General features: G+C 45.4%; 17 protein-coding genes and 2 pseudogenes. 5 read left to right on the plus strand and 14 right to left on the minus strand.

All coding sequences use genetic code 11. From position 1 onward, the window contains the following. From RID53_RS20505 to RID53_RS20515, 3 genes are all read right to left on the minus strand, one after another. A partial coding sequence (locus RID53_RS20505) for a hypothetical protein (RefSeq protein WP_446389850.1) occupies positions 1–410 on the minus strand: 410 nt, incomplete at its 3' end. A gap of 199 nt (positions 411–609) precedes the next feature. After that, positions 610–1656, minus strand: coding sequence for an NAD-dependent epimerase/dehydratase family protein (locus RID53_RS20510; RefSeq protein ID WP_446389851.1), 1047 nt, complete (start codon positions 1654–1656; stop codon positions 610–612). Between the two features lie 2 nt (positions 1657–1658). Further along, positions 1659–1916, minus strand: coding sequence for a hypothetical protein (locus tag RID53_RS20515; protein ID WP_446389852.1), 258 nt, complete (start codon positions 1914–1916; stop codon positions 1659–1661). 28 nt (positions 1917–1944) lie between these two features. Here RID53_RS20515 and RID53_RS20520 point away from each other — a divergent pair, with 28 nt between their 5' ends. After that, positions 1945–2178: a hypothetical protein gene (locus RID53_RS20520; protein WP_446389853.1), complete on the plus strand. Its 234-nt coding sequence runs from the start codon at positions 1945–1947 to the stop codon at positions 2176–2178. Positions 2179–2268: 90 nt separating this feature from the next. On the opposite strand, the gene RID53_RS20525 is transcribed toward RID53_RS20520, so the two are convergent. Then, entirely contained in the window at positions 2269–2964 is a 696-nt protein-coding gene (locus RID53_RS20525) for a 2-isopropylmalate synthase (protein ID WP_446389854.1), read from the minus strand. A gap of 112 nt (positions 2965–3076) precedes the next feature. Here RID53_RS20525 and RID53_RS20530 point away from each other — a divergent pair, with 112 nt between their 5' ends. Beyond that, on the plus strand, positions 3077–4348 hold the full coding sequence (locus tag RID53_RS20530; protein ID WP_446389855.1) for a lipid-A-disaccharide synthase-related protein: 1272 nt from the start codon (positions 3077–3079) through the stop codon (positions 4346–4348). Between the two features lie 81 nt (positions 4349–4429). Continuing rightward, the gene (locus tag RID53_RS20535) at positions 4430–4843 is read left to right on the plus strand and encodes a fasciclin domain-containing protein (protein ID WP_446389856.1); all 414 of its coding nucleotides are present in this window, start codon (positions 4430–4432) and stop codon (positions 4841–4843) included. 246 nt (positions 4844–5089) lie between these two features. Here the strand turns inward: RID53_RS20535 and RID53_RS20540 are convergent, their stop codons facing one another. The 9 genes and pseudogenes from RID53_RS20540 to RID53_RS20580 form a co-directional block, all read right to left on the minus strand. After that, positions 5090–5986 (minus strand): PEP-CTERM sorting domain-containing protein, encoded by an 897-nt coding sequence (locus RID53_RS20540; protein ID WP_446389857.1) that lies wholly within the window; start codon positions 5984–5986, stop codon positions 5090–5092. Between the two features lie 224 nt (positions 5987–6210). Continuing rightward, positions 6211–7227: an NF038130 family PEP-CTERM protein gene (locus tag RID53_RS20545; protein ID WP_446389858.1), complete on the minus strand. Its 1017-nt coding sequence runs from the start codon at positions 7225–7227 to the stop codon at positions 6211–6213. Between the two features lie 444 nt (positions 7228–7671). Further along, positions 7672–8637 (minus strand): NF038130 family PEP-CTERM protein, encoded by a 966-nt coding sequence (locus RID53_RS20550; RefSeq protein ID WP_446389859.1) that lies wholly within the window; start codon positions 8635–8637, stop codon positions 7672–7674. 619 nt (positions 8638–9256) lie between these two features. Further along, the gene (locus RID53_RS20555) at positions 9257–9481 is read right to left on the minus strand and encodes a DUF167 domain-containing protein (protein ID WP_446389893.1); all 225 of its coding nucleotides are present in this window, start codon (positions 9479–9481) and stop codon (positions 9257–9259) included. A 149-nt stretch (positions 9482–9630) separates the two neighbouring features. Beyond that, a pseudogene (nrdJ, locus tag RID53_RS20560) lies at positions 9631–12582 on the minus strand (ribonucleoside-triphosphate reductase, adenosylcobalamin-dependent); the annotation flags it as partial. A 6-nt stretch (positions 12583–12588) separates the two neighbouring features. After that, a complete protein-coding gene (gene ltrA, locus RID53_RS20565) occupies positions 12589–14418 on the minus strand; it encodes a group II intron reverse transcriptase/maturase (RefSeq protein ID WP_446389860.1) in 1830 nt (609 codons plus the stop codon). A gap of 785 nt (positions 14419–15203) precedes the next feature. Beyond that, positions 15204–17003: a group II intron reverse transcriptase/maturase gene (ltrA, locus tag RID53_RS20570; protein ID WP_446389861.1), complete on the minus strand. Its 1800-nt coding sequence runs from the start codon at positions 17001–17003 to the stop codon at positions 15204–15206. A 727-nt stretch (positions 17004–17730) separates the two neighbouring features. After that, positions 17731–17985, minus strand: a pseudogene (locus RID53_RS20575) (ribonucleoside-triphosphate reductase); the annotation flags it as partial. A gap of 283 nt (positions 17986–18268) precedes the next feature. Then, entirely contained in the window at positions 18269–19216 is a 948-nt protein-coding gene (locus RID53_RS20580) for an aldo/keto reductase (RefSeq protein ID WP_446389862.1), read from the minus strand. Positions 19217–19531: 315 nt separating this feature from the next. On the opposite strand from RID53_RS20580, the gene RID53_RS20585 reads away from it, so the two are divergent. Beyond that, the gene (locus tag RID53_RS20585; protein WP_446389863.1) at positions 19532–20509 is read left to right on the plus strand and encodes a hypothetical protein; all 978 of its coding nucleotides are present in this window, start codon (positions 19532–19534) and stop codon (positions 20507–20509) included. Between the two features lie 79 nt (positions 20510–20588). Here the strand turns inward: RID53_RS20585 and RID53_RS20590 are convergent, their stop codons facing one another. After that, positions 20589–21062 (minus strand): DNA-binding protein, encoded by a 474-nt coding sequence (locus tag RID53_RS20590; protein WP_446389864.1) that lies wholly within the window; start codon positions 21060–21062, stop codon positions 20589–20591. 241 nt (positions 21063–21303) lie between these two features. Between RID53_RS20590 and RID53_RS20595 the strand changes: the two genes are divergently transcribed. Then, on the plus strand, positions 21304–22212 hold the full coding sequence (locus tag RID53_RS20595; RefSeq protein WP_446389865.1) for a DEAD/DEAH box helicase family protein: 909 nt from the start codon (positions 21304–21306) through the stop codon (positions 22210–22212). The last annotated feature ends 267 nt before the right edge of the window (positions 22213–22479 follow it).

Below are 22479 nucleotides of genomic sequence, written 5' to 3' on the forward strand. Positions count from 1 at the left end.
ACCAATAGGGCAAAGGCTTCGTCAGGTATTTTGGCAATTGTTTCAGCATCAAAAAAGCCCTCAAACTGACTCAGAATCTTCTGGGCACGTTTGGCTGATGTGGGATGATTGGTTATTTGTATCGTCAGTTGCGCCCACTGACGGCGAATTAAACAAGCCCGTTTTCGCTCATCGGCTGATTTTGGAGTAAGCAAGTTCATATCCCCCACAGGTATCACTTGCCGACAATCATGATCAAATATTCCACCGACGGCGGCACCAGGTCCAGCAAACTCGGCGTGATAACGTTTATAGATAATTAAACCATTCCGACGACGCGGATCAACAATTGATAATTGATTATTTAACCCAAATTTTTCAGTCATTGATACTTTTGGCTTTTCGGATGAGATACCTAAAGCCGATGTCATTGATGATTTGGATGGTTCAGGTGAGACACCTGAATCTAATCTCTCTGTGCTTAGTTTGTCCGACTCCGGGGATAATTTAGGCGAATGATTCACTATCAAAAAATGATTGGAACTCTCCAGACCGAGATTGTTGGGCTGGTTCATTGTCACTAGGGCAGGGGTTTACTCCTGTTTTAACGCAATCGCCGTTGTACTTATCCTACAAACTCCTAATCGCTGCCAATTGAGCTAGGATTGCATCCTCAGTGCCATAGTCCAGCAATTCTGGTGCTGCTGCCGAGGAAACGGTTTCAGACGAGTGAATTCGTTCCCACTCAATGGTACGCTTCAGTGCTTCTGCTAAGAGGACGGGTTCAACATAACCCAATTCCTGGCGGATGCGGGTAGAATCGACCACCCAATGCTGTTCTAAATTGTAGGGCAAACTCCAACTGTCTGGCATCAGGGATGGTGACGCAATTACGACTTCACCCGTCCATCCAGCCACTTGTCCAATGCGTCGAATCCGTTCTGCTTCCGTCGGAAATTCTGCCTCTGCTATATTGTAAACCTGACCAGTCGCTCGGTCATCGGTAATGGCAAGTGCGATCGCAGCCGCGACATTCTCCACATATCCCCATACGCCGCGCCACTGGGCAAAACGTTGTGCCAATACAATGGCTGGACGCTGTTCATCCATCCGCTTCACGTAGGGAAACAGGCGGTGCAAGGGGTCACCGGGTCCATAAACCATCGGTAGCCGTAAAATTGTACCCGGTAACTCTGGGTCATTTCTAACGACTCGTTCAACTAGAATTTTCTCATAATCGGCGGGGACTTCTAAAGGTCGTTCGGAGAAGTCCTGATAGGGATAAAGGTTTTGACGTAAGGGAGAAGTTTCTGTAATCGGTAGAGGTTCTAGGGGTTCAGATTCAATGCCACGCAGTACATCATAAACCCGATATACATCGCCACTGCTAATCACGACGACTCGTTGAGCAATGCCGTTGAATGTACTCATCAGAGTTCTAGCATCTTGTTCAGTATAGGCGATCGCATCCAGAACCACTTGAGGTGAAATTTGCTCAAACTCGGCTTGGAAATCCCTGAGGTTTTGACGATTTCCGTAAATATGATCAACTCCTGATGGTAAATCAGCGTGGGTTTGTCCGCGATGGAACACCGTCACCTCATGTCCCATGGCTACAAGTCGATGGATAACCGGAGGACTAATAAAATTTGTGCCGCCAATTATGAGGATTTTCATCGTTACTCCTGATTGGGCGATGGAATTCCAGTGATTTCGCTAACGCGTTTAGACGCTGTGTTAATTAGCGAGGTATCAATATCGATGTGATAGTTGCCTTGTTTTAAAAGTTGGAGAATCACTTGACGTAAATCAGCATTCCCTTTGCGTGCGCCTAAACCATTAATTGAGCCTTCGATTTGCCTGACTCCCCACTCTAGCCCGATGATTGAATTCTCTACTGCCTTACCTAAATCATTATGACCGAAAACCAGGGACACAAGCTTCGTCCTTCTAGGACGACTTGGATTGTCTTTTGGCACGACGGCAAATGTTGTGCTAATTTCTAAGGGTAGTCTAGCACAGGCGAAAGTCGTGAGTATCGCCAATCCACACTTATCACGTAAAGTGATGCTAGTACATGAGGCGCGGACAACCTCTTCAAAAACGCATGGACTTAAACGAGTGCCGATACCAGAAAAGTGCAGCAATGGGTTAGTTGTAAAACTCAAAAAATGTACCGTAGGGCATACGGGAACATAGAGAGAAATCTCTAAACGCTTAGGGAGCAGGTTCCCTCTGGGGTTATCTAAATTAGGCTCAACATTTGGTAGTGTACTACGGGTGTTTGGTTTAAGTATTGCCGTAAGGATAGATAATTGTAAGGTGTGTCGCGGAACTAAGAATCCCCTCACTTGTAGGGCGGGGAGTGTCAAAGTGGACAGACAAAACGGCTTGGTCAATAGTCGGGACTCGGTTAACAATCATTTGCATCAGTTTAGCAAAGCTTGCCGGTGACTCCAATCCCAGGCTGTCGGGAATATTGATGGTGGTTGCGCCTTGGCGGATAGCGACTTCAATCGCTTGACACAAAAAATCGGGATGACTGCGAGGTGCATCAAAGGCGCTCCATTCTACATCATCACAGAGGTTGCGGCAAAGAGAAATACTATCGTTGATGGTGGCTAATATATCCGCTTCTCTGTGGCTGGGAATATTAACCGATGTGTACGTATGAATTCTGCCTCGATTCGCGGGTTTTATCGCTTCAGCTACCCGGAGAATTTCCTCTCGTTTAAAACTAGCTATTCCACAAATTATTGATTTTTTTATCTGTTTAGCAATAGTAACTATTTCATCAAAATCCTTAGTGTACTGTCCTGGATACCCGACTTCAAATACATCTACACCTATAGTTTCGAGCAATTTAGCCAGTCTTATTTTTTGCTGGACATTCATTTTTACTCCAGGTGTGAGTTCTCCATCTCGCATCGTGGTATCGAAGAGAATGACTTTCAGCGGGTTTTCCGGTTTGGTTAGGTTTTTCATGAAAAGAGAAGAATTATGTTGCCGATCAAAACGCTCAATCCTTAGAACCTATTCCCTGTTTCCTGTTTTTTAAGGTAAATTTGATAGTGGCATTTAGCACCCATCATCAACTATGCAACTGCTGTGCATCAGCAACGGTCACGGAGAAGATGTCATTGCTGTCCGAATTTTACAGGAACTCAACGCTAGCCCAGATGCACCCGAATTAGCCGCATTGCCGTTAGTGGGTGAAGGGGCAGCCTATCGACAATTGGATATTCCGATTGTTGGACCCGTGCAAACCATGCCCTCTGGTGGTTTTATCTATATGGAAGGGCGTCACCTGCTGCGGGATGTGCAGAGTGGTTTGTTGAAATTGACCTGGGCGCAATTGAAGGCGGTTCGCCGTTGGGCGAAACGCGGCGGGGTTATTTTAGCGGTGGGGGATATTGTCCCGCTTTTGTTTGCGTGGTTAAGTGGTGCCCCTTATGTTTTTGTCGGGACAGCTAAATCGGAGTATTATCTGCGGGATGAAGCGGGATGGTTACCGAATCGTAAGCGTCGGGAAGGATGGTCTGGTTCGGTGTATTTGCCGTGGGAACGTTGGTTGATGAGTCGCAAGCGATGCAAGGCGGTGTTTCCTAGAGATAAACTGACAACAGAAATTTTGCAAAAATGGTCAATTCCAGCATTGGATTTAGGGAACCCGATGATGGATGGGATTGAACCAGAACAGCCAGAACCGATATTCTATGAACCCGATGCCGAACAAAAAGAAATGCAGCGTCCTTTGGTGGTTGCATTATTACCGGGTTCGAGAATGCCAGAAGCCTACCAGAATTGGCAGAAAATCGCCCTAGCCGCAAATGGGTTATTGGAGGCTTACCCAGAACGATCTGTGGTGTTTCTCGGCGCGATCGCACCCGCTTTGAGTCTTGAACCCTTACAAGAAACGTTGATAGGGTATGGCTGGTGTCAGCAGCCTCTGGAAGCCATCAACATGAACCTGAAGTTGAATGATCCGAGTGCGATCGCGTTCACCCAAAAGAATGGCATCTTGATATTAACCCAAGACGACTATACCCTTTGTCTGCTCAAAGCCGACTGCTGCATTGCCATGGCGGGAACCGCAACCGAACAATTTGTGGGATTAGGAAAACCTGCGATCGCGATTCCGGGAACGGGTCCTCAATACACCCCAGCTTTTGCTGAAGCCCAAACGCGACTATTAGGACCATCCTTAATATTAGTCGAACAACCGGATCGAGTGGCTGAAGTCTTGCAGCAGTTGTTACGCGATCCAGATCGCTTACAACTGATTGCCGAAAATGGTCGCCGTCGTATGGGTCAATCTGGTGCAGCGCGACGCATTGCCGATTGTTTGATGGAACGGTTTGAGAAATAATTCTAACCTTTGAAAGATGTTAGTTTGAGAGAAACTATTGTATTCCTAAACAGGAGATTCAATAAAAACCCGATCAAACTCATGCCCAATCTTGTTGAGACTGCCATCAACGCTGGTTCATTCAACACCCTAGTCAAGGCGGTTGAGGCTGCCAATTTAGTCGATACTCTCAAGAGTCCTGGTCCTTACACCATTTTTGCGCCTATTGATGAGGCGTTTGCTAAACTCCCAGAGGGAACCTTAGACACTCTCTTGCAGGATATTCCTAAACTTAAGAAAATTCTGACCTATCATGTTGTCTCTGGAGATGTCAGAAGTGATAACCTGATAGAGTTACAAGAAGTACCAACCCTAGAAGGTTCAGTATTAGCGATCGATACATCCAGTGGTTATAAAGTGAATCAAGCGATTGTGGTTAAACCGGATATTCTGGCTGATAACGGTGTCATTCATGTGATTGACTCAATCTTGATGCCAGCAATCATGTCCAGTTAAATTTTTTATGTTGCGTACTTTGTCACTAATTAGTTAGTTTTAATACCCAAAACTATTCCTTAGTAAAGTTTTGGGTATCCTCTCAATATTTTCAGTTGTTGTTAGTGGCGGTAAGCTGTCATGCATTTCAATTGGGTATTAGTAGCGAGCAAGATGCAAAGCCTGCGGCATGGCTTCGCTAAACGCACTACAAGGATTTCACCATTATTGACATTAAGGTTTAAATGCCGAACAGCTTAAGCCGCCCTAATCTGCTTTCATTCGCTTACGTTTTGCCACCAAGAAACCACCCAAGCCAAATAGCCCTAATAATGTGGTTGGTTCCGGTACAGATGCAATATCAGGTTCATCACCCGGATCTGTAGGCGGTTCTTGGACAACAGGGGGTTCAGGTTCAGGTTGAGGAGATGGGGCTTCATCAACAGGTCCAGGTTCATCAACAGGAAGTTCAGGTTCAGGAGATGGGTCTTCGACAACAGGTAACAGCGCGATCGGTTCGGGTATAGAATTGATGGGAGTGATTGAATAGTCGAAAGATACTAAACCAGGCTCTGTCAAACCGTCATCAACCAGAGACATTGCTGTTTGGGTAAAACCGCCACTTACTGTCAGATTAACATCATCAGGGAAAAATACAGAGGCGGTGGCACTACCGTTAAACAGAACACTACAGGTATTCTCTAAACAGCTTTCGATATCACCATAAGTATAGTTACCTACCACAATTTCACTATCTTGGAAAAAGACATCAAACCCCGATAGAAGATTGTTCTCGGAATCTAGAATAGAACCCTGAACGTCAATATAATTAATCTCTGGTAAAACGATGCTAGGTAGGAGTTCCTTTAAATAGTCCTCAACATGGCTAAGACCCAACGTTAGCTCTTCATCTTCGGCATCAGATAGCCGACCATGGGCGTTATCGACAATAATTGTACTCTCGAAATCTACCTGTTGTGGATCAAGGATCGCTTGAAGATCTGGTGGTAACAATGACGACAAAAAGGGATTAACATTTACGTCAAACGCAACAGAGCCAGAGGAGTCAATTTTTGTCAGGTGAGCCGCTTCAGCCGGAGCCATACCTACCACACCGAGAGTCATAACTCCAGCTCCAGCAACTGCCATATATAGCTTATTCATGCTGATTTGCCGCTCTCCTACACTAATATAATATGTACACTTTCCCTATTTAATATATGGGAAGCATAGATCTGAGTCGGTAAAGTAACCATGAAGTTTATATGAAGTTTATATGAAGTTTTGATGAAGTTTTTGGATCGTCCAGTCGTGGGGAGGCGATCGCACAAAAAAAAGAGGGAGTTATCTCCCTCAGACATAATACAAATGTTCTAATCTGTGACTGACTATTTTTTCTGCTTGCGCTTAGCAGCAAACATGCCACCCGCCGCCAACAGGCTTCCTAGTACAAAGGAGGGTTCAGGAGCCTTTTCCACTTCCACATTACTGGTTAGCTCAGGATCGTAGAGACCTGTATGAGACATCATATCCCCCTGTTCAAGCAACCCAGATGCTGCGGCGCTGAAGCTGTAGTGGTACGTTGTCTCTCCGTCATAGGTAATCTTGACAAGTTCAGCAGCTTGCACGGGTCGGTCACCCCAGACCATTGACAACATACCTTTCTGCTGATCGGTTAAATCATCAAAGATTAGGTCAACGGCATCATAGTGCCCCGCTAGCCCAACCTCTAGACTTCCCGTCATATCATCCATTTCAACATAGGCGATATTCGGATCGCTGAATCGTTGAAATCCGCCATTGTCCCGGAATTCGTTGAACAGACTCTCTTTACTATTGGGAATTGTGGGCATAAACATGTTCGCTGTCCTTAGCAAATCATCGGTGATACCATAGGAGGTTAAAGCCGCCTCAAACCACTCGTTCGCCAAATTCAAATTATCGCCATTATAGTTATAGCTAGTATCCAAGGTTTCCCCAAACCAATCCGTTGCCGTTAAGCTACTCAGGGTAATGCTTTTGTCCCCCAGATCACCCATTAAGCTGGTCGTTGTGTCGTAATTCAAGAATTCATCAAGGGATAGTCGTTCACTATTGGCAAATAACTCAACATTGCCCCCCGGTTCACCTTTGTTACAACTGTTGCTGGGTATGAACGCTCCTCCAACCGAGCAACTTCCTTGCAGAACTGTTTCCAAATCTGCATCGTTGTTGAGCCTTGTAAAATCCGTGGTCGCTTCAGGATCTGGATTGGGGACGTGTTCGTAGATTAAATAGTCTTCTCCTTTTTCACCAGTCACCATAGGGTTAGTCAGAGATGCCGCCGACGCTGGATTGGTGGCGATCGCACTGACACCCACGGCAAGTGATGCCCCGACGAGCAGTTTCTGGATATTGGTTTTCATTGCAGTATCTCCGTGACTTTATAGGTTGAGCCTTCTTAACAGCACATACACAGGGTTAGGCTTTGGCTAACCCTCTCTTGGCTCTAATAACCTCTGGTTGCCTTCTAACAGGCGATGTCTTCAGCCCTTGAGCTTTCGTCGCCTGCACACACATTTCCTCATCTCTTTATAAAGTTTACATGAAGTTTCGCAAAAAATCGATAAAGTTTCGATAAAGTTGTAGACATTTTATTTTATATGTGCTAATCACTACTCAACTAAATATATATAAAATAATCTAGCCAACCGTATACCTTTGGTGACATTTTGTAAAAAAATGGTGTATTTCCGCCGAAGTATGCATACTCACCGACAAAAATCAGATCTTCAAACCACAAAGGGAGCCTGTTGGCTCCCTAAAAACTGATCTAATTGTCACAAACGCCTATCTCAGCGACATTTGACCTAAGATTTTTTGCTCTGGCGTTTGGCGGCGACTAAACCACCTACGCCAATTAAGCCGAGTAGAATCGAGGGTTCTGGTACATCAACAGGATCATCAAGCGTAAACTGTGGATCATAGACTCCAGTATGCGATCGCGTTCCATCGTCGGACGAAAGGGTAGATCTAGCCGCACTGAAGGTATAAGCATAACTTGTTCTACCGTTATGGGTAACTTTAACCACCTCACTGGCTTGTAATTCCGATGGTAGTATCCCTAAAACTTGAGCTCGGTCGAGTTGTGCTTGCTGTGAAGGAGTGAGAACGCCTAATAACATATGTGTTGCGTCATAGTGACCCGCTAAACCAATATCCACGAGACCTTCATTATTATTGACATAGCTGATATTTGCGTCACTGAACCGTTGGAACCCACCGTTGTTCAGGAATGTACTGTATAAACTCCCTCGTGTGTAACCTAAACTGCCGAGTAATACATCGTTAATATTGTAGGCATCCAGAGCATCACTAAACCATTCATTGGCTAATGTATTTGCTTCATAGTCAGTATTTAAGTCCTCTCCAAACCAGTCCACTGCCGTGAGACTACTCAGCGTCATGCTTCTATCATCATCAAACGTGGCTGTTAAACTGGTAACGTCCTGATGATCTAAAAATTGCTCTAGGTCTAGTTTTTCACTGCTGGCGAATAATTCTACGTTTCCACCGGGTTCACCGGGTTGACATTGATATTGAGGCAGATAGGCGGGAACACTGCAATTTCCTTGTAGGAGATCATTGATGTCGGCATTTGGTTTGGCTTCCGTTGTATCCAAGATGCCATCACCATCAGAATCGATCGCCTCATATTTAATAATATCTGAACCAGAGAGAGTAAACTCCGTTGCCGAAGCGGGGGCAGTAGCAAGCCCAGTGACACTGGCAAGAATTGACGCGCCAACCAGTAGTTTATTCAGATTGCCTTTCATGATTTCTTTCCTTACTTAGTTATTGAGTGGTTACAAAGCCAGCCGACTCTCAGATATTTTGTATTATAAAAAGCTATACTATGCCAATGGGTAAAGCCCGTGTAAAACTTCTATAGGCTTCTGTGAAGATTTTGAGAAGATCAGGAAAACCTAGTGCAGCGCGGCAGAAATAACTATCCAGTTTAAAAAGGTGCAACAGCTTACTGTACAAGCTTTCTTTCCTTCTGTCTCCTGCATTCTGCCTTCTTGCACTAAGTAGTCGGACAAAAGGAAACGGCACTGTACTAAGTCTTGTAAATAGTCCTCAAACCCTTACAGCACTTTCTAACACCGTGTAGTACAGCAATCATCAGATAGCTTTGCTCTACTCTTGTTTGGCTGTATCACATGGAGTCTGAAAACGCTATACTGTTCGGGAACCTAGTGCAGCTTGGGAACAATACTTGAGCAGCTTCGTAGATACGATGAAGCAGGGGGAGCATGTAGAGACGTAGCATGCTACGTCTGGGAAGCTGGGGGAGATATTAGCTGTTCAGTTATTCCTGCCTTCTTGCACTAGGGTATCTGATTGAATACGCTGAATTAAGCCTTTTTAGCACTAAAGAATTTGAAACTAATTCTAATCTTCAACAATTTCAATTAATTTTGTTTTAGACGACAATCCTGATTTAATCTGAACTTGAGACTTGGTAACATTGAACTTTTCCGCCAATAGCTCAATTAACTCCTTATTCGCTTTCCCATCCACAGGCGGCGACTTCAGGTTCACTTTGAAAGTCCCATCCGCCATTTCTTCTATCAATTGCTTTTTAGAATTGGGTTTAACTTTCACCGTTTTTTTCATATCCACCTGTAGGGGCAACCCGCTTGCATTGGTGTTCACTTAAGCTCAAAAATCTTCAATACCTTGAGTTTATCCCCCCCCTAACCCTCCCCTTGCAAAGGGGAGGGAACTCAAATGGTTTTAGTCGGGAGGTTTATCCGAACGATGAATTATGAATTCGGTGTCTGTTCTGGGAACATACATTTATCCGAATCACAACCCACGGGTCCAGCTTCCATTAATTCGCCAGCATCATATTTCTCCAAAGCCGAATAGAACTCAGAGACTTTTCGTCGCTGTTGTACCTCTTGCATCAATTGGTTGTATGTGGCTTTATCAATCGGTTCAAAAGGCAAACGGGGGAAGGATTGATGGTCATCAAACCGCGCCAATAGCGCCGCTGAAATATACCCTTCATCATTCTGAATCGCTTGGTAAATCCGCTCTCCTAAGGGTTCAACTTCATTGACGCGCAATTCCCAAGTGGACGAGGTATTGTGTGTCACATACCAGCGCTGAACTTGCATGGCAAAATCCATTTGAGCCAATGCCGAAAACTGACTGATATCAATTTCATCAGCACCGGGTAAATCTGCCCAGGATACAGCCACGGGAATTTCCACCAGCCATTCCGAACAGGCTTCAGCAAAGGGATCATTTAATAGATTCCCGTTTTCATCTTTATCAGATTGGGATGGCGTGACATTGTACCCGTATTCCAGACAAGCTAACGCCACCGGATCATTCTTTCTGAATGTAATTCGGCGAATAAATCGCTGTGCCTTAGGAGGATGCCAACCCGGAGATGCGCCTGTGAGTAGCGATTTTGTTCCAGACGGTTGCACGGTTGTACAGCGATTGGGGTGTTTAATCCCATGCTTATCGCAATACTCCCACACCACCCGATGCACAATATCGCGCCACCGGGTTAAATAGGCTTTTTCTTGTTGCTTAAACTGTACACCTTGGTCAGTATCGGGACGCCCTTCTGCCCACCAGCGTAACCAGTCTACGCCAAAGGCTTTGACAAAGAAGTCAAATAATCCGGTGAAAGATACGCCGACAATGGGGTCTAATTCCCGTGATTTTTGATATCGTTCCTCAACAAATTCATGGTTGAGCAAAATGGCAACGGAAAGCGCCCCCGCACTAAAGGCTTCCTCTTGTTCTTTCTCGTTATTCGGATCAATTTGATTTAGGTGAATTTCGGCTAAATTACAATGGAATACTGAGCCGATAATTTCACCGCAATTGTGTGCCACAATGCCATTGGCATCGAAGCGAGAGACACCTGGAACGGTGCAATCGTAAACGGATTCGATACCAGTAGGAGAAACCGACTCAACGGTGACAACAAAGCGTTCCCGGTTTAGCTGACGCTTGTATCCGTTGAGTAAATTATCCAACTTTTGCTGTTTTTCCGGCTGACGGAAACCCACGCGATCGCGGAACTCAATCAGATTGTCGTTAGCTATTACCAATTCGGGCTGATTTTGATCAACCGTAGAAACAATTCCTAGACGCAGCAGCATCCGCTGTACGGCTTGAAGCAACTCAAGATTACTTTGGGCTAAACGCACGCTAATGCCTTTATTTTGCGTTCCTTGTACAGTACCATCAGCATTGAATAAGCCTTGTAAGAATCCCCGATAAAACTCATAGCTGGCTTGTTCAACTTCCGGCGTCACTATTTTTTGACCGCGATGAATATTGAACTGCGCGGCTAGTTTCGCTAACTCACTTGACGCCACTTGCTGTAAATCCGGTTGGCGATCAGAATCACCCCCTAAATTTACAGTACAAACACCTTTGTTCTGAAGGGTTGCTACTTCAGACTCTGCCATTTTGACATGAGAGTCACCCCAGAATCGCACGATGGCTTGAGTTTCTGCTAGTGATCCGTTACCAACGAGACTCCCCAATAACCACCCTTGATCAAAGGTTCCCACACCTTGCCAAGGCTGAATTCCTCGGTGATTGTGCAAGCAGACGCGATCGCCTGGTTTCAATTCCTCAGCCGCTACCCATTCGGTATATTGACGCTTTTGGGTTTGGGCGCTAACTCGCAAAAGTTGATGGTTTCCTGTCAAACGTAGGGAAACCCCCTCTTTTGTGGCTAGGGTGAAGACAGTGCGATCGCCCGTATAGAAAAAGCCATCGGCTGTTGTGCTAAACAGTTCCCCATTAACGTAAGTTCCATGTTGTTTCCCGATTAAATCGTTAACTTGGCGGGGACCAAATTCCGTATGCACCCAAGTATCAGCCGTCACGCAGGGATTTAAGCCAAACCGCTGCAAACGATGTTCAATTTCATCGGGAGTCAAATTCGGATACTTTTCCTGTAACCAATGACGCGCATTTCCTTGTTCATAAGCTTGCAGAAACTCTTTTCTCAAGGCTGGAGTAGTTAGCAAATCACAACTTGCTCGTGCTACAGCTTCTCCCGCCCATTGAATCGCACCTTCACCAGAATAATATTGTTTGCGAACCGCTGCAATACATTCATCCAAGGTAGGTTTATGATGGAAAACACGGGAATGATTTGCCATCCTCAACGCATCCCGTTCCGGATCAATTCGCCAGTTTCCATTTTCATCCTGTTGCCACAGGTTATCTTTAGCATTGATAAAGTTTTCATCATTACTAATCCCTTGCCGCATACCTGCAGAACGACGCACGTTTCCGGCGACAACCACGACAGCGGCTTCGTCAATTAATAGACAGCATTCGACTGAATTTAATTGCCGTCCCACGGCTTTATTTAAAATCGCCGCACATCGCTGATACAGTTCCGGTAATTTGATCGGATTCGCCACCCCACCAAAGCCTTTTAGGGATTCTCCAGCGGGACGGATATCACTCACATTAATGGATACCTGAACTTCACCAGAAAATTGTTCATCTGTGGATAATTCCAACAGACTTTGATAGGACTGAACCCACCCTTGACGGGAGTCTCCGACATAAATTTTTACCTGATTCCCATCAATTTTGACCTCGCTTTTTTCCCGGCGTTCCTCCGATGGCGTTGTGCCAATTTCACCCTCTAAAGTGACAGTCAGAGGATTACGAATTGGGGGTAACTGGTTGATGTATTGGGGTTCTAAAACCGCCCCTGTACCATTAAACTAAGCAACACCCTCACAAGTGCCACTCGTCTCCAGAACCGGACATGAGACTTTCACCTCATCCGGCTCCTCAGAAGACATACCCTTATCATGGGAGCTACCCAAAGACCCCTCAATTGCGGTCTTTTTATCATGGCAATGTCTATGCAATGCTTGAAGGTTCGAGAGTTTTCTCTTACCACCTTTGCTAGTTGGGATAATGTGGTCAAGCTCAATGCGGTCTTCAGTTGTGAACGTCTGTCCGCAAGCAGCACATTTACCCTTCTGCTTACGCAAAGTCTTAGCTAGAGTTGATGGTATATCTTTACTCTTACCTGTTCTTGTACCCCAGTAGATGAAATCTCCATTGTAAGGAGATACATTCCCTTTAACCTTTGTATGGCGCACGATCTTAGTCCAAGCGTGTTTCGGTAGTATGTAGCTTTCATCATTATCAGGGTTGATATAGGCAAAAACCCATTTATTCCCATTAACTGTTCTCCAATATTTGTCAACCGTCCACTTTGACCCTTTATTTGGGTGTCTAGACCGCCCCCATGCTAAGAGTTTCTTAACAATCAAATGGTCTAGTTGGGTATAGGTTTCCTTAGAACATACTGTTGAATAGTAGTTAGCCCAACCTTGGATGACAGGAATGAGCTTTCTAATCAACGCTTTTTGCGGAGCAGCTTTATGGGAATCGATGATATCCGCAACTACCTGGTAGTGTCTCCTAACAGCTTCTGAGCTTGGTTGAATAATTGTTTGAAATCCCAAGATTTTTCCTGACCTCGGTGCTTTGGCACTGATTCCGTCATTCACGGGGAATTGCCGAATATTGAATCCTAGAAAATCGAATCCAGGTTTCTTGCCCTCGTATTCATTCAAGGTATGGCAAATCTTGGTTGTCCTTGGTTTTAATTCCAAACCAATCTCTGCCAAGAATTCCTCAATCACTGTTTTAGTTTTTAGGACAACATTGACATCTTCATGAAGAATCACAAAGTCGTCTGCGTACCGAATTAGGCTTAGAGCCTTACGATTCTGTTTCTTGCCATGATTTCTGCGCGTTGGCAATGTATCAGCCAAGTCCTTAATCGCATTTTCTAGCCCATGTAGAGCAATATTTGCCAATAGGGGAGAGATCACCCCACCTTGAGGTGTGCCTGCTCCGGTTTCAAATAAATCCTTACCCTCTACAAAACCAGCTTTCAGCCAATCCCGAAGCATTCTTCTCATAGAAGGATAGGTATTTATTTTATTCAGTAGCATTTGATGGTCAATGTTGTCGAAACACTTGGATATATCTGCATCAAGGACAAATTTACTCTTGCCGTGAATCGCTAAGTAGATTGCCTCAATTGCGTCATGTGCTGACCGTCCTGGTCTGAATCCGTAACTATTCTGTTCAAATTTGGCTTCCCATTCCGGTTCTAGAGCTAACTTGGCTAACGCTTGGTTGGCTCGGTCAGCCATTGTGGGAATACCCAGAGGTTTTTTCTTGTCTGTCCCAGGCTTTAGAATCCAGATTCTTCGAGTTGGTTTAACCTTCCTGGTTGTACCTAGTTCTTGGGCTAGTTTCAGACGTTCTACAGCGTTGAGGGATTTAACCCCATCCACACCAGCCGTCCTCTTTGCTTGATTATCTTGAGTTACGCTTCGTGTCGCCAGAAGTTTGGCGTACCAGGATCTCATCAAGGTTTTCTGGAGTCGTCGCATTGCGTTGACATCCCCACGTTGAGCAGCTTTATGAATGCGCTTTTGCAACTTGAACACCATCCGCTGGACTTTACTCCAGTTGATTTCGTTCCATACCACCGTAGTCTTTAAACTCGTTTTAGTCTTATCCATTGCTACTTGTACCTTCATACATCTGTCTTCCGTGAGTCTGTCAGCTTATCCTACGCATTACCGTAGGCATTTGCTTCTGACTCAATCTCGCCTCGTAGTCCATCCGGTTAGCACCTACTCAGTTATCGACCTTTCTGAGAGAAACTACGAGGTTACTTCGTTCCTGATAGTCATTGGTTGAGAATTTAGGATTCCTTCTGTCCACCGGGGCTTTGAGTGGTGCTGGCTAAAACGGTTGCAGTTCAAGCCACTCTACCCTTGCCTTTTGGCATAGCCTGTTAGTCCACTAGGCTATTTTTCATGATCACGATGGTTCAAATGAAGGTTCGCTTTCGCTAACCATATTCTCTTGCTAGTCGGAGTCGGATTCTGGACTAAATCCTTACCGCCGTTCATTCCCGCTTCACGGATTGATGGCTAGTCGCTACCGTGGGGAAAGTGCTTTCACTCCCGCACCTGGAAGGGTTGGACTTCATTGACGTTTAGAAATTTATGCCTTAAGCCGCTATTCTCGGTCAATGTCACCAACATGACTATCAAGTTGTCAAGGTTCGGTAATCCGTACAAACGTTTGTAACGGATTGTCAATAACCTTGCGAACTATCCCAATGCTTAAATCGGCTAGAAGCCTTTATTTAAGCAAGTTTCAGTCCAACGAATCGCACGCATCCCATCATCGCTAAGTCCATCATTAAGCCAAAGGCACGCCAGTCTACCACATTCGTAGACGTACAATTATATGCGCCGGAGAAATTTTCCGGATTTTCCAGCCAATTTGTATTACCCTAAGCCACACCATCGCTGGTCTGACTCGGCTTCAGAACCGTGCTTGAGACTTTCACCTCACACGGCTCCTCAATGACTCGGCTCTTGTCATGAGTACGCTCGTTTCGAGTTTTGACGATATGGCAGTGTTTGTGAAGGAGTTGGTAATTGCTGTATGTGTCCTTTCCACCTTTATGTTTAGGTGTTTTATGGTCAACTTCTATTACATCTCCATCACGGAAATAGGTTTCGCATTGACCACACTTGCCTTTCTGCTTCTTCAGCAGTTTGGTGACTCTTACTGGTAATTCGACACTTTTACCCATTCGAGTTGCCCAATATAGGTCATTTCCGTCGTAAGGGCTGGCTTTTCCTTTAACCTTGGTATGCTTCTGGATGTGCAAATCAGAATGGTAAGACAAATATAAGTCTTTCCCTTCTGTGATTGCTCTGAAGCACCAAGAGGTCTTTCCTTTAGTGCCGAAGTATTTCTCAATCCACCGTTTTGTTGATTTGTGAAAATGTCGTGCTTTTGCCCAGGCAATTAGTTTAAGAGTTAGAAGGTGGTCTAACTTCTTGAACACCTTAGCACTGTTTACTTTGGAGTAGTAATTACTCCATCCTGTGATCATCGGGTTCAGTCGTTTGATTAATCCTATCTGTGATTGACTAGACTTGGATGTTTCAATCAGATGACTGAGTTGATCGTAATGTGCTTTGATTGCCGTCTTACTGGGCTTTATATAGGTTTTGTAACCTAATGGGTTGCCATGGGTGTTCTTGCCTGTGTTGTGTTTACCAACTGAATATTGCCGTATGTTGAATCCGAGGAAGTCGAATCCTGGCTCTTGTTTATCCAATTGCTTGAGGGTGTGGGCAATCCGGGTCTTTTCAGGTTTGAGTTCTAGACCCATTTCCTTCAAGAAGTTCTCTATATGAACTTTTACCCTTTGAATCACGTCTAAGTCAGGGTGCAGGATGACAAAATCATCTGCATATCTAACCAACGTGATTGCTTTTTCGTTATTTGCTTTTTTCCCTGGCAGAGAACGTGCATAAGCCTTTACTACTTCTTCCATACCATGTAAGGCGATGTTTGCCAGTAGGGGTGATAGTACTCCCGTTGGCGGTGTGCCTTCCTGGGTAGGGAACCATTTTCCTCCTGCTAATAGTCCAGATTTCAGCCATGCTTTAATCTGTTTTCTTAGTTTGGGAAACGTCCCTATTTTATCAAGCAACACCTGATGATTGATTTTGTCAAAGCATTGAGCAATATCGGCATCAAGGACGTACTTATCTTTTTGCTTGATTGCTACTTTGATTCCTTCAATGGCATCCATGCAGCATCGCCCTGGTCTGAAACCATAGCTATTTGGCTCAAATTTGGCTTCCCATTCGGGTTCCATTGCCATTTTCACTAATGCTTGCTTTGCCCGTTCATTTATCGTTGGAATTCCCAAAGGACGTTTTTCATCTTTTCCTGGTTTTGGAATCCTAATACGACGTGTCGCTGGAGATTTCCGATCCAGGTTGAGTTGATCGACTAAATCCAGGCGTTCTATGGGAGTGATAGCCACTTTCCCATCTATTCCCGGTGTTAGCTTTCCTTGGTTATCCTGAGTTACCTTGCGGACTGCAAGCATTTTGGCAGACCAAGAATTCAGTAGAGTCTTTTGCAGCCTGCGGACTGCCTTCACATCTCCCCGATTAGAGGCTCGATAGATTCTCTTTTGCAACTTTAGCACTCGTCTTTCCAGCTTCCGCCAGTTGACGTTTGCCCATTCCACCATCGGATTTTTCCGTGTTTTAGACGTTTCCATTGCTACTCAAAACTCCATCTTCCAAGTCATCGGGAGTCTGTCGGCTTATCCATACCCATTACAGGTAGGTATTTGCTTCTGACTCCATCTCTTCTCTACATCGCTTGCGGATTGGCTCCTACTCTTGTTTCGACCTGCCAAGAGAGCATATATAGAGATTACTTCGTTCCAGATAATCTTTGGTTTGAGTGTTTAGGGCGGATACTACTCAGCCGGAGGAAAGAGGGCGCGACCTTAAAGGCGGTATTTTCAGGCTCTTGTGTTCCTCATTGTCATTTTGACCGCAGCGTATCAACCGTTCTTTTCGCTACTTACTGGGTTACGACTGTTCAAACGTACCTTCACTTTCGTTACCCATGCACTCTTGCTTGCTGGGATTCACCGCACGGTTTGGTGTTACCAGCGTTTATCCCCGCTTCAACCTTTGAGAACCAGTCGCCAGTTGAGGGATATGCTTTCACTCCCACGCTTGGAGGGTAGGACTTTCCTGGACTATTTGGACGTTCATTCCTTGCCTTGAACAATTGTTTTATGACTGTGAGGCTCCAGTCTATCCAGAATCACCTACAAGATTATCTAGTTATCCAGGTTCGGTTATCACTACTTGCTTGTTCGGTAATCCGATTTCAGCTTTTGTAATAAAATTTCAAAACCTGCCCGGTCATCTCCTGAGGGTGGATTGGCTGAAAGCCTTTCCTCGTCTCAGTTTCGACCTAACGAATCACACGCCGCCGACCCACAACCAGCGCCCTGAGGGTAAACTTTTAATCTGGTGCATCATCCGTTCCAGCAGGGCGGTTTCTGCTGGAGTTAGCTTACCCAGTTTGCTTAAGCCTTGGATCGTGCGATCGCACACCTCCTTCCACGTCTCTCTACCCTTGGCTGTGCGGCGGCTGTAGGTTCTGAAAAACACTGGATTTGCCGTCGCTGCCGTTTCTGGAAAATCGCCATTGATGCGTTCCCGTTCAAGCTCTCTTACCATCGTGATAATCTGCTGTTAATTTCCGCTAAACCTAGACTATAGGTCATGTCAGATATAGCGTCAAAGCTTGAAAAAATTAGAAGTTTGCGCTATGTGTAGTAGGTCTGGGAAGTTTTGAGTTTTGAGCCTTCGCTTCGCTCAAGGGATATAGTTTGTAGGGGCGGGTTTAGGGACAAACATGAATTGTTTTACCTAACTTTTTTGGCAAAACCCGCCCTTATTCAATTTTGAGTGAACTTCCCCATCTCTCCATCTCCCCATCACCCCATCTCCCCCATCTTCCTCAAAAACCGCGAGTCACCTGATCCAACTGTTCCACCTCACTCGGATTTAAACTCCACCCCAACGCCCCGGCATTTTGTTGGGCTTGCTGGGCTGTTTTCGCCCCTGGAATTGGCACGACGCCTTGGGCAATTAACCAATTTAACGCCACCTGTGCAGGCGTGCGATCGTATTTTTCCCCCAATTGACGCAACAGCTTAATCACAGGGGCTATCTTCTCTAACCCCCCTTTGCTAAAACGCGGATCAAGACTACGCGCCCCCGTGGGTTTGACGTAATTTTCTGGGGTGTACTTCCCGGTTAATAATCCTTGGGCTAGAGGACTATACGCCAAAATCGTCACCCCCAACTCCCGCGCCGTATCCAGAATCCCATTCCGTTCAATTTTCCGCGCCAGGAGGGAATATTGCACCTGATTCACCGCCAAGGGAATTCCTCTAGCGGCTAGATAACCGTGCGCCTCCCGCATTTGTTCAGCGGAGTAATTACTCACCCCCACGCTGGCAATTCTCCCCCGCTGCACTTCATCCGCCAGGGCATTCATTAGGGTTTCTTGACCCATGAAGAAGCTGAAGGGAGAATGCACTTGATACAGTTCGATTTGCTCAACCTGTAACCGTTTTAAGCTAGCCGTTAAAGCGTCAGACACGGACTGTGATGTAAACCGCCAGGGAACCGGGAAATATTTTGTGGCAATCTGGGCTGGACGTCCGAATTCTTTCATAAACCGTCCCAACAGTGACTCGGATTCTCCTAATCCGTACACCTCCGCCGTGTCAAAAAAGCTGACTCCCGCATCTAAGGTAGCAGCAAAGGCGTCTCGTACCTGAGATACTCCATAATCTTTGCCATAGCCCCAAAACAGCGTATCGCCCCACGCCCAAGTGCCAATGCCGACGCTGGTTAGGGTGGGACCATTTTCAGCCAAGGTGGTTGTCTGTATTGTCATTCCCTGCGCTCCGATTTCGTTACATTTCTTAATGTTTATTGTATCGGGTTTTGCTGGTGGCGACTCTCAGGATAGGACAGGTATCATCTGAGATTGGGGATGGTGTGTTTAACCCAGAGGGCGCAGAGGCATGGTTTAGTCAAAGTTAGTTTCAAAATCCCCTGAGTAGATGACGCAATCGGGGGCTTTCGGAAAGCATAACCGTTTAAAAATTGCTATCTGTGTCTACCTAAGTTAAGGTGGATTTATCACAATACTTACAGACTGCTTATTATTTTATGTATCATGCCTAAAATTCATCTTTTCGGACTATGCATGGTTCTCTTAATTAGTAGTTGTAATGGGAATAACGATCCTGTTGGCTCTCAAGAAGATATCTCCACTTCTAATGAGGAGTCTAATTCTAATGAGGAAATCGCGGAAACATCAACCCAAACTACCCCTGAACCGAGAACCCCTCCCTCTCCATCAGAACTCTGTCAAGACGTGCAAATTTCAGAGAGTGACCAACCCGTTACCTTATCAAACCTTCAATTCTATCGTTCTCCCCCTAATCCCATTAACTTTGATGATTCTTTAGCTTTAGGGTCTAATTTTGGGACTGACAGCGATGAGGATAATCTAATTGGCTGCGTTACTAATCATAGCCAAGACCCCCTTGCAGGAATTCATCTTGAGATCAGTTACAATGAGGGGAATACCTATGGAGCGGGGATAGCAAATTCCCCAAATCAGGAAATACCACCAAGAGAGACTGTTCCCTTTCGCCATTCAATTGGTATTGATTCCGATACTCAGACAGTCACAATTAATAAAGTTACGACACTTGAGCCAACAGCAACAGAAGGTTTCTATGAACCGTTAGAAAGTTTTAACCTTGAGAAAACTGTAACCTATGTACCTGCCACAATACCATCAGTAGAATCAATAGAGCAGTTGTGTGCAGACGTAAAACCTACCCAATCTGACCAACCGTTAGAAGTCAATAACTTACAAATTTACGACCCTCCCCAAGATCCGTATAACTTTGGATTTGCACGAGAGTCTGTTCTAGTGGGTTGTATAACAAACCACAGCAACGAACCATTACATAGTTTAGGGATGTCTTATAGTTCTAATGGAACAGGGCTAGGCGGCGCAACAGTAAAAATTCCTGTGAAGGAAATTCCATCCAAGCAAACTGTTGTGTTTCGGAAATTTGGGAGTCTCTCAGCGGATACTGAATTTATTGTCATTCATTCCATTGGTGGAAATAGCGGTGAAGTAGAGTTAGAGGTTACAGTCAACCGATAAGTTTGCATTGTTTGACAGAGTGTTGAAAGCCTTATTCTACGGTTAATTTAGGTTGTATGAGCCTTTGGGCAATCTTTCTCTATCCTTTGTCCCACGCAATCACCCTAACGTCGTAAAACGTTTCGATCCAAACCTTAGCACCACATCTGGGACTATCGGGACGATAAACAACGCGGCATCCTCCCGGTATTTCTACCTCATGTCCATACACGTTAGTCTTGCTGGTTTTGTGTTCCTGCTCCTTTGCTGGCGTGGGGTCGCACCACTTTTTGACCGTAATCACGGGCTGTTGTGAGTTGTGTTTTTGATTGGAGCGAATTCTGTGTGAGTTAACGTGAATGATTGTTTTCGCTGGCTTTCTGGGATTGCGCCAACGGGGTGCCGGACCTCTTTGACCGGGCTTAATGATCGGTTTGCCGTTGAAGAGGGGCATTAACCACATTTTCCCGGTTTTGTAAGCGCCTTCCACTCTGCCTGACATCAGCAGGACTCTCAGTCGAGCGGTAGAGATATTTAAAATTTGAGCGGCAACTGCCGTACCGACTATCATCATAACTGTAAGGGTAGCGTAATAGTTTTTCGCCCGGTGGCTGTAAAAATAGTTTACCGCTAGGATGGCGTTGCTCCCTCCTGATTAAAGCGGCTGGTCGGTGCGCGATCGCATGGTGGTTACAGCTTTACTCCAGCGAGAGCCTTCTCAAACGCAGACGATGTATTGTCTTCTGATACAGGATCGGGAGCTTGCTAAAATTCAAAAATTACGGATCAAAAGTTAGTGGAGTTCTAACCCTGCCTTGCCGAAGAAACCTGAAGAGATAGCCAGAGAAAAAATTGACCAACTCCTAACGGCGGCGGGTTGGGTAGTCCAAGATTACCCAGATTTAAATTTAGGTGCGGCTCTGGGTGTCGTGGTGCGAGAATATCCTCTCAAAACGGGTGCGGCTGACTATCTGTTGTTTATTAATCGTCAGGCGGCTGGAGTTATTGAAGCTAAAGCTAAAGGTACAACCCTGAGTGGGGTTGAGGTTCAGTCGGGTAAGTATCTTTTTGGTTTACCGTCGAATTTACCTTGCTATCGTAAACCTTTAGCTTTTGCCTATGAGAGTACGGGTGATGAGACTTTTTTCCGAGATGAGCGGGATATAGAACCTCGTTCCCGTCGGTTGTTTGCGTTCCATCAGCCAGAGACGTTGAGGGATTGGTTAGGACAGGAAACGACTCTGAGAAATCAGCTTAGAGAACTGCCAGAGATTCAGACAGCCGATTTAAGGAAATGCCAGGAAGAAGCGATCGCGGGTTTATTTCAATCCTTCCGGGACAATCGTCCTAGGGCTTTGATTCAAATGGCGACGGGTAGTGGGAAAACCTATACAGCCGTGAGTTTTATCTACTGGTTGATTAAGTTAGCGGGTGCAGAACGGGTTTTATTTCTCGTCGATCGGAAGAATTTGGGAGAGCAGACGCTGAAGGAGTTTCAGCAGTATGTGACTCCTGATGATGGGCGTAAGTTTACTGAGTTGTACAATGTCCAGTTACTCTCGTCTAACACGATTGATACGGTGAATAAGGTTTGTATCACCACCATTCAGAGACTGTATGCCATGTTGAAGGGTGAGGCGGAGTTTGAGGAGGAAGAGGAAGAAGGGTCACTGTTTAGCCGTTCCCAGGACAACGAGATACCGAGGGACGGTGGCACACCTTAGCAAGATGAATTAGAATTACGCCCGGAAACCGTAGGGGCGCATAGCGTGCGCCCGATTCAATGATAAAATCTATTCCACAATTTTAGCTGTGTCACCCCAGTAGGTCGGGTAGACGCCAGGAAACCCAACCGCATCTAGGGCTAAGGTTCCCTTACTACAAGCTCGTTACATTTGTTCATATTTATTGGATTTTATCGGGTTTATTGGTTACAGACCCTCAGGAAACGTATAGTTTTATAAGGTCATCCAGAAAAAGCGATCGCGTCT

It is taken from the genome of Coleofasciculus sp. B1-GNL1-01, assembly GCF_040220235.1.
In the GTDB taxonomy this organism is placed as follows: Bacteria; Cyanobacteriota; Cyanobacteriia; order Cyanobacteriales; family Coleofasciculaceae; genus Coleofasciculus.

What these genes read in the sequence shown, in the direction of transcription:
- RID53_RS20585 (WP_446389863.1), top strand. Translation starts at nt 19,532, where the DNA reads ATGGTTCTCTTAATTAGTAGTTGTAATGGGAATAACGATCCTGTTGGC.
- ltrA (WP_446389861.1), bottom strand. Translation starts at nt 17,003, where the DNA reads ATGGAAACGTCTAAAACACGGAAAAATCCGATGGTGGAATGGGCAAAC.
- RID53_RS20555 (WP_446389893.1), bottom strand. Translation starts at nt 9,481, where the DNA reads ATGAAAAAAACGGTGAAAGTTAAACCCAATTCTAAAAAGCAATTGATA.
- RID53_RS20530 (WP_446389855.1), top strand. Translation starts at nt 3,077, where the DNA reads ATGCAACTGCTGTGCATCAGCAACGGTCACGGAGAAGATGTCATTGCT.
- RID53_RS20525 (WP_446389854.1), bottom strand. Translation starts at nt 2,964, where the DNA reads ATGAAAAACCTAACCAAACCGGAAAACCCGCTGAAAGTCATTCTCTTC.
- RID53_RS20510 (WP_446389851.1), bottom strand. Translation starts at nt 1,656, where the DNA reads ATGAAAATCCTCATAATTGGCGGCACAAATTTTATTAGTCCTCCGGTT.
- RID53_RS20545 (WP_446389858.1), bottom strand. Translation starts at nt 7,227, where the DNA reads ATGAAAACCAATATCCAGAAACTGCTCGTCGGGGCATCACTTGCCGTG.
- ltrA (WP_446389860.1), bottom strand. Translation starts at nt 14,418, where the DNA reads ATGGATAAGACTAAAACGAGTTTAAAGACTACGGTGGTATGGAACGAA.
- RID53_RS20590 (WP_446389864.1), bottom strand. Translation starts at nt 21,062, where the DNA reads ATGATGATAGTCGGTACGGCAGTTGCCGCTCAAATTTTAAATATCTCT.
- RID53_RS20580 (WP_446389862.1), bottom strand. Translation starts at nt 19,216, where the DNA reads ATGACAATACAGACAACCACCTTGGCTGAAAATGGTCCCACCCTAACC.
- RID53_RS20540 (WP_446389857.1), bottom strand. Translation starts at nt 5,986, where the DNA reads ATGAATAAGCTATATATGGCAGTTGCTGGAGCTGGAGTTATGACTCTC.
- RID53_RS20535 (WP_446389856.1), top strand. Translation starts at nt 4,430, where the DNA reads ATGCCCAATCTTGTTGAGACTGCCATCAACGCTGGTTCATTCAACACC.
- RID53_RS20550 (WP_446389859.1), bottom strand. Translation starts at nt 8,637, where the DNA reads ATGAAAGGCAATCTGAATAAACTACTGGTTGGCGCGTCAATTCTTGCC.